Origin of the sequence: Flavobacterium sp., assembly GCF_035195345.1 — a bacterium.
Lineage (GTDB): Bacteria > Bacteroidota > Bacteroidia > Flavobacteriales > Flavobacteriaceae > Flavobacterium.
In genome coordinates this window covers 2,683,729-2,696,931 of record NZ_CP136574.1, presented here as the reverse complement: position 1 = coordinate 2,696,931, position 13,203 = coordinate 2,683,729, and the positions used below count along the sequence as shown (strand labels likewise).

Below are 13,203 nucleotides of genomic sequence, written 5' to 3'. Positions count from 1 at the left end.
ATATGGTCTTTTTGTCAGTATATTAAATTATTATCAACTATTTAAAATTACAAATAACAAGCTTATTTTATTGATAATCAAATCATAAATTAACCTTAAACAGCAAATTCAAAAGTTATAGTTCAAGATGTATGCCATAAAAAAATCCCGAAACAATCGGGATCTAAAATTTATTACATCAATTGTTTATTTCGTGAAAACTATTTGGAGATTAGATGTTAAATAAATTGGTTCTCCACCTGAAGTAGTTCCTACAACTTCTCCATTTTGAACTGTTGAAACTATTGTGTTTCCAGATAAAGTAGCAACATCTGTATATTCAACGCCTTCATCTAAATAAGTTATAGATAATTGATTACCCGATAAAGCCCAAGTTCCTGTAAAATTTCCTTCATCAAAACATTCAATTGTTGAAGTTGCTCCATCCATATTAATATCAATACCCTTACTATTTGCAACAAAAGTATTATCACCGTTTAAAGTAATAAAACCCCCATTAAAACAATTTGTTTCATCCATTTGATTAGTTGAAGCAGTACCATCTCCATTCAAATCGGTAGGAATTGAAGAATTAAAAGCGGTCATATAATAGGTGCCTGTAACCGATGAACTTGCAGAAATATCAATTGCTGGATCAATTGGTTCGATATCACAAGAAACAGTTACTAATGCTATTGATAAAATTAAAAATTTTACGCTTGATTTTATAGATTTCATAATTATATTTTAAAAGTTTTCAAATATAAAAAGATATTTTATTTTTTTGGTACTCTGAGTAATAAAAGTAAACCTATTATAAAAAATAAAATTAGAAATAAAATGGCATTTTGAATTTTGCCTGTAACATCGGCGATATAACCATAAGTGAACATACCTATTACAATTCCTATTTTCTCTGCTACGTCATAAAAACTAAAAAATGAGGTTGTGTCTTTAGAATCTTCAGGAATAAATTTTGAATACGTTGATCGCGATAAAGATTGAATTCCTCCCATAACCAATCCTACGAATACTGCAGCTATATAAAAATCATTTGGCGTAACTACAAAATACGCATAGGTACAGATTAAAATCCATGAAAAATTTAATACAATTAAAACAAATATGTTTCCATAATGTGTAACTAGTTTTGATGTTAACCAAGCACCTAAAACAGCCACTAATTGAATCAATAAAATACTAACTATTAATCCTATTGTTCGTTTACTATCACTTCCCCATTGCACTTCTTTTTCCCCAAAATAAGCGGCAATAATCATAATGGTTTGCACTGCCATACTGTACACAAAAAAAGCTCCTAAATAACGTCTTAAGGATTTCAATTGTTTAATTTGTTGCCAAACTTTTTGCAATTCTTTAAAACCATTAAAAACTACATTTTTATGCAGTTTGTTTTCATTCTTATTATTTGGCAAATAATGGTAAGTATACTGACTAAAACCTATCCACCAAATTCCAACTAATAAAAATGAATATTTCATCATTTGCAGTCTTTCAGCATCATTCTCTACTGACATCACCATCGCTAAACAAATCAATAATAAAATAACACTTCCAACATAACCCAAACTAAATCCTTTTGCACTGATTTTATCTTGTTGTTCTTTGTGAGCAATATCGGGTAAATACGAATTATAAAAAACTAAACTTCCCCAAAAACCTATTAAAGCTAACAAATAAGAAACCAAACTTAAAACAACTGTATTAAGTGAAAAGAAATACAATGAAATACATGAAATAGCTCCAATGTAACAGAAAAGTTTCAAGAAAAACTTCTTATTTCCCATGTAATCAGCAATACCAGATAATAATGGTGATATAAATGCAATGATTAGAAATCCTATTGCTGTTACATAACTTATTAAAGCTTCGCTTCTAACCGAAAAACCAAGTAATACAATTTCTTCAATGTTTTTTTGACGAAACAAAGCGCCATAATACAACGGGAAAATAGTAGACGAAATTACCAAAGCATAAACCGAATTTGCCCAATCATAAAAAGCCCAAGCGTTTAGAAGTTTAGAATCTCCTTTAAGAAGTTTTTGCATAGCGATTATTTTAAAATAAAAATCCCGACAGTGTCGGGATTCAAATATAATAGTATTTTTTTAATTATTTAAAAGTAACTCCAAACTTAGCTGCTTCTGCTTTTGCTTGTGGAATTAACTCCTTAATTTTTGCAATTCGTGTAGCATTACTTGGGTGCGTACTCATGAATTCTGGCGGTGCTTGACCTCCAGATTGAGAAGCCATTCTTTCCCAAAATGCTACAGCCATATCAGGATTGTAACCAGCAATTGCCATCAATGTTAATCCGATCATATCTGCTTCGCTTTCATGAGCTCTACTAAATGGTAACATCCCTCCAAATTGAGTGGTTGCGCCATAAGCTGTCATGGCTAATTGTTGCGTTTCTTCTGATTTATTTCCTGTTGCTAGACCAACACCAAGCGCTCCTGCTTGTTGTAAAACTCCTGCGCTCATACGTTGTTGCCCATGATTAGCTAAGGCGTGAGCTACTTCATGCCCCATAACTGCTGCCATACCCGCATCATCTTTACAAATAGGCATAATTCCAGTATAAAAAACAATTTTTCCTCCTGGCATACACCATGCATTGACTTCTTTACTTTCAACTAATTTATATTCCCAAGCATAACCATCTAAATAACCTGCATTCCCATTTGCATTTAACCAGCGTTCAGCAGCAACTTTAATTTTAGAGCCTATATTTTCTACTCTTTTCGCATCTGATGTACCAGTAATTACTTTATTTTCAGAGAGAAACTGATTGTATTGTTGAAACGCAGAAGGTAAAATTTCGCTATTTGAAACTAATGCCAAGGTACTTTTCCCTGTAAATGGATTTTTTGCACAAGAAACTACAAATGCAAAAGCTATCAGTCCAACAATTTTAATTTTTAAATTCATCGTAATTATTTTTCACAAATTTACGTCTTTTTAATTTTCACTTGTTGCTTAAATCCAATTTTCATGTCTTTTTTAACTATTTTTTATAATCTCTTTTTTTACACCTATTTTATATATGTTGTACCTTGCGTAAAATTTTACAAAATGCCCAAAAAGAAACAACAGCAATCTCAAGTCATAGAAATTCCAAAAGCTATTTTGTTTACAGCTAAATTTTTACAAGCTATTTCTACTCCTCTTACCATTAAATTTGCAGCTAAACTTTTTACAACCCCCATAAAACATAAATTACCGAAGCGTGAACTTCATATGGAACACGAAAGTGTCCAAAAAAGCATACTAGTTCCCGAAATTCAAAAAGAAATTGTAGTGTATGAATATGGAAAAAGTGATAAGAAAATCTTATTAGTGCACGGTTGGTCTGGAAGAGGAACGCAATTAGTTAAAATTGCAGATGAATTAGTAAAAATGGGCTATATGACTATTAGTTTTGATGCTCCGGCTCATGGAAAATCGAAAGGAAATTCATCAATTATGATTGAATTTATTGCTTCGATTTTAGAAATTGAAAAACAGTTTGGACCGTTTGAATTTGCTATTGGGCATTCACTAGGCGGTATGTCGGTTTTAAATGCGATAAAACAAAATCTTAACGTAAAAAAAGCTATCACTATAGGTTCTGGCGATATTATTCAAGACATTATTGATGATTTTATAAGTAAATTAAAACTTAAGCCTGTCTTTGGAATTAAACTAAGAGATCATTTTGAAGCAAAATATGGTGGGAAAATGGATGATTATTCAGCATATAAAGCTGCAGAAAAAACAAACATTCCTGTTTTAGTTATTCATGATATAGATGATGATGATGTTTCAGTTAAAGCAGCTTACAATATTCAAAAACACTTGAAAAATCCTGAAATTATGATTACGCAAGGATTAGGCCATCGTAAAATTTTAGGTGATGAAGCTGTAATTCAAAAAATAAAAGAGTTTATTTCAATGAACTAAAAAATTCTACTTCTCGACTACCTTACAAAGTTAGACACTATTCTACGGGATTTTTTAGTTCATTAATTGTTGAAGTGGTTTCAATTGATCTAAATTAACTTGTGATTTTTGGAGCAAACTAAGCATGTTCATAATATGTGTCGGATTAATATCTTTTCCAAGAACACGTACTACTGCAAATCCATTTTCTTTTTTACCTACTAAGACTACAAATTCTTCAATATGTTCATCATCTTCGCCCACAAAATAAATAGCAGCACCATCATTACCAGAACCTGCTTTCATTAATTGCTGATAGCTTTCATCTTTTAAAATGGTTTTTACTTCTTTTATTTCTTCTTCATAACCAACACTATTTGTAGAATCAGTTCTAAAAGCTAAAATATTCATTTTTTCAAACGATTTTAAAGCCGCTATTTCTGTTTCAGACAATGCCATTTTATCGGTTTTAATAATACTAGGAGCTAAATCAACAGCAATAAACTTAGAAGATTCTGTATTCTCTACGAAATACTTTTGAAGTGAAGGCTTGTCTTCGCAACTGCAAAGTAACATCACAACAGAAACTAGCAATAATAACTTTTTCATGGCTTATTTTTTAGAAGCTTTTTTCAAATCATCACCACCTGGCAAGCTCATTTTTTCTGTTAACATAGAAATTTCATCCAAACTAAAATTACCTGTTAAAGATAAAACAACTGTACTAGCATCTTTCATATTCGCACCTTCAATAAACATTAAAAGTTCTCTAACAATATTTTCGTTAGCACCTGATTTTACATAAATCTTTACGTTTTTTCCATCGCCATTAACACGCATTAATTCTTCTAAAGGGTTCGATTTTAAATAACTATTTACAGTTGCTTTCATATCTGCACTAATTTTTGCATTACTAGTTGTAAACACTTTTAAGTTGTCTAATTTTTTTAGTAAATTAAAATATTGCTGTAATTCTTTATCTTTTGGATCAGCTTTAACTTTACTCATCATTTGAAACATCGTTTTATTTACAATAACCGATTGAATCATTGGATTGTCTTCATATTTATCAAACGCTGTATTTTGAGCAAAAGAAACCGTTGATGCCAATAAAAACGCTATAACTACTACTAAATTTTTCATTCTTTCTCTTATTTAAAAATTGTTTTTTTTGTTTTTTCGTATTCTTCTAAATAGACTACACTTTCCATGCCAATATTTACTTGTTCTGAAACCATTAACAATGCTTTCTGTGTCGCGGCAAAGGCTTCTTCTGGATTATCGTACGTTCCTAAATCTTCATTCTTAGGTTCAGACGGATAAAAATAGAAGGTTGCCAATCCAAAAAGTACAACAAAACTTGCTGCGATACCCATCCATTTTACAGTTCTTTGTTTTCTGGGTTCTAATGGAAGTTTTTGCTCGAATTGCGTTCCTTTTTGCATTTCAAAGTAACCAAACAGCGATTGATATTTTGCCAAATGTGGCGCCACATCATTGGAAGAAAAATAGGCCTTTAATTGTTTTTCTTCTGCTATTGTAGTTTCTCCTTGAAAGTATTTTTCCAATAATTGTTCAACTAACTTGAGTTCCATAATTATGTGTTTTTTCTATTTGTTCTCTTAAGGTTTTTCGTGCTCTTGATAAAGCTACTCGAACCGCTGTTTCATTCATTTCTAATACTTGAGCAATTTCTGAAAATTCGTATTCTTCAATTTCTCTTAGTTGTAATATCAATCGTTGTTGTTCGGGTAAATTGTTTATTAACTTTTCGGCCCACTGCAACGTATTTTGATGTTCAATTTGTGTTTCAACACTAGCTTGCTTGTCTTGATAATTGTTATGTACAATTTGCAAATTAGTAGCTCTCTTGCTTTTTAGTTGATCCAAACAATAATTTTTGGTCATCGTCATTGCCAAGGCTTCCACACTATTATATTGTTCCAAAGAACTGTTTTTATTCCACAACCTTACCAAAACTTCTTGAGTAGCATCTTCTGCTTCCTCCGTACTCACGAGCATTCGTTTCGCTAAACGAAATAACTTATCCTTAAAAGGAGTAATTATTTGTACAAACTCGTTTTGATTCATTTTAGTTAGTTGGTTTATAATGAAGACGAATGTAATTTATTTTTGTTACAAAAAGAAAAAAGGTTTTGATAAATAAATACCAAAACCTTTTAAAATCAAATAATTAAACTTTATCTAAAACAGAAAATTCAAACCTAATTTGTAATTTCTTCCTCTGGTATTATAACCAATTACTTCTTGAAAATCGTCGTTTAAAATATTAGTTACTGCTCCAAATATTTGCAAACGATTTGGTAGCAACTCGTATGAAATATTAGAATTAACCAATTGATAAGTTGCTAAATTAACAGCTTGTGTTGCCCAAATATTCGAATCATAATAAGCATCACTTCTTTTATCAACAAATTGATAATTGATTCCAAATGTTCCTCTTTTAAATTTGTAATTCAAATCTACATTTCCTTTGTGTTTGGGAATTAAACGGTTTAATTGTTTTTCAACTTCTGTGAAAGTATAGTTTCCTCCGATATTAAATCTTTCAGATAAATTGTATCGAATACTTGCTTCTACTCCTTTTGCATTGAAAGTGGCGTCAATATTAATATAGTTTGATACAAAAGTTACTGGATTGGTGTAAAATCCAAACGTATTTCCCTCTTCTCTATAAAAACCAACTGCATTAATGGTTAATTTCTTGTCTAATAATTGCGATTCAAAACCTAATTCTGCCGTAGCATTTTCTTCTGGAGTTAAATCTAAATTTCCATAAGGACCATATAATTGATATAAACTTGGCGTGATGAAAGCTGTGCTATAAGAAGCTAAAACTTTCAAAGGTAAGTTCTCAAATGAATAACTCGGATTGAAATTATACACTACTTGATTTCCGTATTCACTATGTGTATTGAAACGAGCTCCAGCGTTAATGTTCAAACCAAATTCAGAATTAAACACAACAGTTGCATAAGGATCTAATAAATTGAACTTTGCTCCTTCTCTTGCTACATCGGTATAAGCGTCTTTTTGCGTCATATCGAAATATTGATATTGAGCGCCAACCACTAAATATACTTGTTTACTGAAATTGTATTTATTAAAAGCGTCGATAGATGCCGTTCTACCAGTATAGTTGTATGTATCAACTGTTCCAGACCAAGAATTTGAGATATTTATTGTTCTATCTATAGTAGATACTCCTGCATTAATTGCAAATTCTCCTTTATTGTATTTGTATTTTGGCAAAAAACCAATTCTAAATTGTTCCGAAAAACTATTGTTGTTCAAATCATCAGAATTTGCAATAAAACCATCAAACGAATTGTCAAACGTATTTTTAATTCGGTCGTAATTTCCAAAAAACTCAAAACTTAATTGATCATTCGCCTTGAAACCCATTTTCTGTAACACATTTACTCTTGAAAATGAATCTTCTTCAAAATTTTCTCCTGCTGCTTCCGACATTCCTTTGGTCTCCGTACTATTTAAAGTGGTCATGTACGAAACTTTATTAATGGTTCCGTTAAGCGATACACCCTGATTGAAATCTTGTGCACTTGTTTTTGAAGTTTCCGAAGTATTTTGCGTTCCCATATTCATGTACGCATTCCCTGAAATTTCTTTTTTTGCTGATTTTTTTAACGTAATATTGATAACTCCAGTTGCTGCTCCAGTTCCGTATAACGTACTTGAAGCGCCTTTCATTACTTCAATTTTCTCGATTTGTTCCACTGGAATCAAACGTAAATCATACTCCAAATTAATTCCTGAAGCATCTGTTACTGGAACACCATCAATGTAAATCGCAACTTGACGATTACGACCACCACGAATGTAATAGCCTAAATTTTTTCCACCAAACGATTGATTCCCGTTGATTTCCACTCCAGCCACTTGACTCAAAACGTTAGCCAAATTTTGACCTTTTTTTGCTTCTAAGTCTTGCGATGTAATGACTTCAATAATTTTACCTGATTTTTCTTTGCTTTGCGCAAATTTAGTGTCCGAAACGACCACTTCTTTAAGATTGGTCACCTTTAGCGTATCTGTTTCTTGTGCATACGCAAAAGCAGTAGCTAGTGTAAATACACTTAAGCCAATAAACTTTTTGTTCATTTTAGGGTTAATAAAAACATGCTGAAATAATTTTTTCAACACATAGAATCGTAGATGAAATAGAACATAAAAAGGCATTTCATTTAACATAGACAACATAGTGCTATGTGTAAAAATCATTTTCTAAAACAGCCTTTAAAATAAACTAAACACTATGTGACTATGTGTTTAAACCAATCACTTCAATCAATAATTAATAATTTGGGAGAAAAGCACAGAATTTACCCATACTCAAACTTTTTTTCCCGAAAGTTTGTTACTCAATGAATGTGGCAGGTCTCCTGGCTTGCGTCTTGTTATCAACCTTCTCATTCGCCAAGGCGAACAATGGTATTGTAGATAATAACAAGCTTAATAGCTTACAGTTGCGGGTACAGCTTAGGTATTACACCTAATTCCCTTTTAATGTTGTTTTGAAAAATTCAGAAACAACAACCAAAATTCGAGGGCAAAGGTAAGTATTTTTTAAAAGTTTACAATCTTAATTTATATCTTTGAATTTCATATTTTTAAATAAATTCAAAATGAGAATTTTAGTTTTAAGTTTGTTCATCTTTAGTTTTACATTTACACAAGCTCAAAAAATTGAAGTGCGTGAAGTTAAAGTTTCAGATCCTCAAAATGTTTTAGTCCAAGAAGCAGATACAGTTAGAGATTTAGAGTTTGAAAATACGGCAATCCCTTTTGCAGTAGTTGAACAAGTTCCGCTTTTTGGTTCATGCGAAAAAATTGAAAAAAACTTGCAAAGAGAATGTTTTCAAGAAGAAATTAAAAAACATATTGAAAAACATTTAAAATATCCTGAAGAAGCGAAAGAAAATAAAATTGAAGCTCGAGTTTTCGTTACATTTGAAATTGAAAAAGACGGAAAAATATCAGTTGAAAGAGTAAAATCGAACTTAAGAAATGAATATGGAATACTTTTTGAAGCAGAAGCAAAAAGAATAATTAATTTATTACCCAATTTTATTCCTGCAACACAAAGAGGTAAAATTGTTAAAGTTATTTACGCTATTCCAATAAATTTTAAATTGTAACTTACTTCTTCTTATTCATCTTACGCCACAACCAAATAAAGCCAATTACAAAATGTGCTAAAATAATTGTTGCTACTGCATAAAGGAAAGCATTTGAATCTGTTCTCATGTTTTTTTATGACAAATTTAGTGGTTTTATTAGTTTCTTTCTGTCTTATTTGTTACACAAAGTTACATGAAAAAACCTTTGCATCTTTGCGAGCAGAAAATAAAAAACTACTTTTGCAAAAAACATTTTCATGCGCCATTATATCTTTTTAGTTGTTTTATTTTTAGGATTTATCCAATGTAAAGAATCGGAAAACTCAACAAGTCTTTCTAATTCAGTCCAAAACTATATTCAACATGCGGAAGGATTTTCTATTGAAAAATACGATGGCTTTTCGGTTGTAAAAGTTTCTAACGCTTATCCTGAAGCTAAAGATGATTATACATATATACTTCATAAAAAAGGTGTTCAAATTCCAGATAGCTTACAACAATTTACTTCGATTGAAGTTCCAATTAAAAAAGTAATCGTTACTTCAACAACTCATATTCCAGCTTTAGAATCATTAGGAGTAGAAAATACTTTAATTGGTTTTCCAACCACACAATATATTTCTTCTGAAAAAACAAGAGCAATAATCGATGCTGGAAAAGTGAGGGATTTAGGTTCCAATCAAGGATTAAATACAGAAGTTATTTTAGACATTCAACCTGATGTAATCGTAGGATTTAGTGTGGATGGCGATTTAAAAACCTACAAAAACTTAGAAAAAAACAGTCAGAAAATAATCTTTAACGGCGATTGGACCGAAAAAACACCTTTGGGAAAAGCCGAATGGATTAAGTTTTTTGGTGCTTTATATGATTTAGACAAAAAGGCGACAGAAATCTTTAATTCGATTGAGAAAGAATACAATTCGGTAATAGCATTAGCTAAAAACACTAAAACCCAACCTAAGATTTTTGCAGGAGCTATTTACGAAGACCAATGGTTTTTACCGCAAGGCGATAGTTGGGCAGCCTATTTCTTAAAAGAAGGCAACGGAAATTATTTGTGGAAAGATTCTAAAGGAACCGGAAGTTTAGCTTTGTCCTTCGAAAGTGTTTTAGACAAAGCAAAAGACGCTGATTTTTGGATTGGTCCAGGACAATTTACTTCGATACAAGAAATTTTAGATAACAACCCAAATTACATTCATTTCAAAGCAGTTAAGAACAAAAAAGTGTATTCGTTTAGTACTAAAAAAGGCAAAACAGGTGGCGTAATTTATTACGAATTAGCGCAAAATAGACCTGATTTAGTTTTAAAAGATATTGTAAAGATTTTACACCCTGAAGTGTTGCCAAATCATGAATTGTTCTTTTTTGAAAAGTTAAAGTAAAATTGAAACCTAGCTTCAAATTGAAACACATAGTCACATAGCTCAACTTTATGTCGATTTTAGGCGTTTCACTTTACATAGTCAACATAGCTATGTGGTAATGAAATAGCTTTAACAGTAATTTACTTTAATTTTTTCTATGTGCCTATGTGTTTAAAATCCCAAAAAACGTAATTTAGCCAAAAATTCAGCGCATGCCATTAACCAAAAAACAAAACCTTCTTTTTATACTCTTGCTTGTAGCAATGGTGTTTTTGTTTTTGGTTAATATTAGCTTAGGTTCCGTTTCTATTCCTTTGAAAGAAGTGGTTAACGGACTTTTATCGCAAGAAATGAGTAAGAAAAGTTGGGAAATTATTCTGTGGAATTTCCGCTTTCCAAAAGCCATAACAGCTATTTTAGTTGGAATTGGACTTTCAATGAGTGGTTTATTAATGCAAACGTTGTTTAGAAATCCATTAGCTGGACCTTATGTTTTAGGATTGAGTTCTGGAGCAAGTTTAGGAGTGGCTTTTATCATTTTAGGAACAGGCTTTTTACCTACTTTTCTTTCTACTTTCTTTTTATCGAATTACGGATTGATTTTAGCATCAAGTTTAGGTAGCTTTTTAGTTTTTATGGCCGTTTTAATAATTTCACAAAAGCTGAAAGACACCATGGCCATTTTAATTGTAGGATTAATGTTTGGAAGTTTTACCAGCGCGATTGTTTCAGTTTTGTCGTATTTTACTTCGGCTGAAAAATTACAGAAATTCACTTTTTGGTCGATGGGAAGTATTTCAAATTTATCTTGGAATGAAATTTCACTTTTATCTGTTTTTGTTTTCATTGGAATAGTTATTAGCTTTATGGTTATAAAACCTTTAAACGCATTACTTTTAGGAGAAAAATACGCTCAAAGTATAGGAATCAACTATAAAAAAACCCGTTTTTTAATTATTATAGCAACCAGTATTTTAGCAGGAAGCATCACCGCATTTGCAGGTCCGATTGCTTTTATTGGGTTGGCGGTTCCACATATGGCGAAATTGTTGTTTCAAACGAGTAATCATTTTGTGTTGTTTTGGAGTACGCTTCTGCTTGGTGCGATTGTTATGTTGTGTTGCGATACGATTGCTCAAGTTCCAGGAAATGATATTACATTACCAATAAACGCAATAACATCAGTAATTGGAGCACCTGTGGTGATTTGGTTATTAGTTAGAAAGAAACGTTTTTAAATTAAAACAAAAAAAATAAAACCACATAGATACATAGGTATATTTTATGTTGAGATTATTATAGAAAACTTGTTTTTACAGATAGAGTAAATGAAATAATTTTAATCTATGTTTCAATGTGGTAAATTAAAAAAAATATGACACAGAAATATTTAGACGAACTCACATTTAAAGTTATTGGAGCGGCTATTGAAGTACATAAAAACATGGGAAGTGGATTATTAGAAAGTGTTTATCAACAATGTATTATAGAGGAATTAACCAATAGAAATATAAATTTTGTTTCCGAATTTAAAGTTCCTGTAGTTTATAAAGGAAAAGAACTTGATATTGAATTCCGTTGTGATTTATTCGTTGAAAATTGCTTAATAGTCGAGTTAAAGTCTGTTTCTGAAATAAAACCAATTCATGATGCTCAAGTTTTAAATTATATGAACTTATTAAAAGTCCCAAAAGGAATTATAATTAACTTTAATTGTTTCAATATATTCCGAGAAGGTCAAAAAACTTTTGTAAACGAATATTTTAAAAAATTAGAAAAAGAATAAAACTATACAAAACTTTAGTTTCTAGATAAAACTCTTAAAAAAATCAATGTTTCTATGTGGTAAAACCTATTTCAAAAGTTTGAAAAAGAATAAAACTATACAAAACTTTAGTTTCTAAATAAAACTCTCTAAAAAAAACTATGTTTCTATGTGGTAAAACCTATTTTTGTATTTCATAATGACCCAACAAAATTTCACCATACAAACCAAAAACCTTTCGATTGGCTACAAAACCAAATCGGAAACAATTACTATTGCTCAAAACATCAATCTTGGTTTAGAAAAAGGCAAATTAATTGCTTTAATAGGTGAAAACGGAATTGGGAAATCTACTTTATTAAAAACATTAACAGGAATTATTCCTCCTTTACAAGGCGAAGTTTCTTTACTCCATAAATCGCTTCAAAGTTACAAACCACTTGATTTAGCACAAGAATTAAGCATCGTATTAACTGAAAAATTGCCACCAAGTAATTTAACCGTATACGAAATCATCGCTTTAGGTAGACAACCTTACACCAATTGGTTAGGCACTTTATCTGAAGAAGACAAAACTAAAATTGAAGAAGCGATTACATTAACAGAAATCCAACATTTAATTCATAAAAAACAAGACGAAATTAGTGATGGTCAGTTGCAAATTGCTTTGATCGCACGCGCTTTGGCACAAGACACTTCCGTAATTATTTTAGACGAACCTACAACCCATTTAGATTTAGTGCACAAAGCAACTTTATTGAAATTGTTGCAAAAACTCACACACGAAACGGGTAAAACCATCCTTTATTCTACACATGACATCGATTTAGCGATTCAAATGAGTGATGAAATGATTATATTTACACCAACTCAAATAGTTCAAAACCAACCTTGTAATTTGATTCAAACTGAGATTTTCAATACGTTATTTGATAACGAACATTTGACTTTTGATGCAACTATAGGTAAGTTTAAAATCAAATAA

The 13,203-nt window shown here is 31.0% G+C and carries 14 protein-coding genes and 1 riboswitch; of the genes, 6 read left to right on the top strand and 8 right to left on the bottom strand.

The features are described from left to right. Positions 1–186: 186 nt before the first annotated feature. The 3 genes from RSE15_RS12550 to RSE15_RS12540 all read right to left on the bottom strand — a co-directional run bounded on the left by RSE15_RS12550 (position 187) and on the right by RSE15_RS12540 (position 2,931). Positions 187–717 carry a lipocalin-like domain-containing protein gene (locus RSE15_RS12550; RefSeq protein ID WP_324068888.1) on the bottom strand — a complete coding sequence of 177 codons (531 nt, stop codon included), beginning with the start codon at positions 715–717 and terminating at the stop codon, positions 187–189. 38 nt (positions 718–755) lie between these two features. After that, complete coding sequence (locus RSE15_RS12545; protein WP_324068887.1) at positions 756–2,048, bottom strand: MFS transporter; 1,293 nt, start codon at positions 2,046–2,048, stop codon at positions 756–758. Positions 2,049–2,112: 64 nt separating this feature from the next. Beyond that, the gene (locus tag RSE15_RS12540) at positions 2,113–2,931 is read right to left on the bottom strand and encodes a M48 family metallopeptidase (protein WP_324068886.1); all 819 of its coding nucleotides are present in this window, start codon (positions 2,929–2,931) and stop codon (positions 2,113–2,115) included. 144 nt (positions 2,932–3,075) lie between these two features. Here RSE15_RS12540 and RSE15_RS12535 point away from each other — a divergent pair, with 144 nt between their 5' ends. Next, positions 3,076–3,942 (top strand): alpha/beta hydrolase, encoded by an 867-nt coding sequence (locus RSE15_RS12535; RefSeq protein ID WP_324068885.1) that lies wholly within the window; start codon positions 3,076–3,078, stop codon positions 3,940–3,942. Between the two features lie 54 nt (positions 3,943–3,996). Here RSE15_RS12535 and RSE15_RS12530 read toward each other — a convergent pair whose 3' ends face one another. The 5 genes from RSE15_RS12530 to RSE15_RS12510 form a co-directional block, all read right to left on the bottom strand. Then, positions 3,997–4,530: a GFO_1091 family lipoprotein gene (locus RSE15_RS12530; protein WP_324068884.1), complete on the bottom strand. Its 534-nt coding sequence runs from the start codon at positions 4,528–4,530 to the stop codon at positions 3,997–3,999. A 3-nt stretch (positions 4,531–4,533) separates the two neighbouring features. Further along, entirely contained in the window at positions 4,534–5,064 is a 531-nt protein-coding gene (locus RSE15_RS12525) for a GFO_1090 family protein (RefSeq protein WP_324068883.1), read from the bottom strand. Between the two features lie 8 nt (positions 5,065–5,072). Continuing rightward, positions 5,073–5,516: a PG0215 family putative anti-sigma factor gene (locus RSE15_RS12520; protein ID WP_324068882.1), complete on the bottom strand. Its 444-nt coding sequence runs from the start codon at positions 5,514–5,516 to the stop codon at positions 5,073–5,075. Continuing rightward, a complete protein-coding gene (locus tag RSE15_RS12515; RefSeq protein WP_324068881.1) occupies positions 5,497–6,012 on the bottom strand; it encodes a GFO_1088 family ECF-type sigma factor in 516 nt (171 codons plus the stop codon). Before RSE15_RS12515 ends, RSE15_RS12520 begins: the two co-directional genes overlap by 20 nt. A gap of 114 nt (positions 6,013–6,126) precedes the next feature. After that, positions 6,127–8,064, bottom strand: coding sequence for a TonB-dependent receptor plug domain-containing protein (locus RSE15_RS12510; RefSeq protein WP_324068880.1), 1,938 nt, complete (start codon positions 8,062–8,064; stop codon positions 6,127–6,129). A 253-nt stretch (positions 8,065–8,317) separates the two neighbouring features. Beyond that, a riboswitch (cobalamin riboswitch) is annotated at positions 8,318–8,519 on the bottom strand. Between the two features lie 69 nt (positions 8,520–8,588). Between RSE15_RS12510 and RSE15_RS12505 the strand changes: the two genes are divergently transcribed. The 5 genes from RSE15_RS12505 to RSE15_RS12485 all read left to right on the top strand — a co-directional run bounded on the left by RSE15_RS12505 (position 8,589) and on the right by RSE15_RS12485 (position 13,203). Continuing rightward, a complete protein-coding gene (locus RSE15_RS12505; RefSeq protein WP_324068879.1) occupies positions 8,589–9,101 on the top strand; it encodes an energy transducer TonB in 513 nt (170 codons plus the stop codon). Between the two features lie 239 nt (positions 9,102–9,340). Further along, positions 9,341–10,471 (top strand): ABC transporter substrate-binding protein, encoded by a 1,131-nt coding sequence (locus RSE15_RS12500; protein ID WP_324068878.1) that lies wholly within the window; start codon positions 9,341–9,343, stop codon positions 10,469–10,471. A 194-nt stretch (positions 10,472–10,665) separates the two neighbouring features. Then, the gene (locus tag RSE15_RS12495) at positions 10,666–11,691 is read left to right on the top strand and encodes a FecCD family ABC transporter permease (RefSeq protein ID WP_324068877.1); all 1,026 of its coding nucleotides are present in this window, start codon (positions 10,666–10,668) and stop codon (positions 11,689–11,691) included. A 137-nt stretch (positions 11,692–11,828) separates the two neighbouring features. After that, on the top strand, positions 11,829–12,239 hold the full coding sequence (locus RSE15_RS12490; protein ID WP_324068876.1) for a GxxExxY protein: 411 nt from the start codon (positions 11,829–11,831) through the stop codon (positions 12,237–12,239). Positions 12,240–12,417: 178 nt separating this feature from the next. Next, positions 12,418–13,203, top strand: a complete 786-nt coding sequence (locus RSE15_RS12485; RefSeq protein ID WP_324068875.1) for an ABC transporter ATP-binding protein — start codon at positions 12,418–12,420, stop codon at positions 13,201–13,203.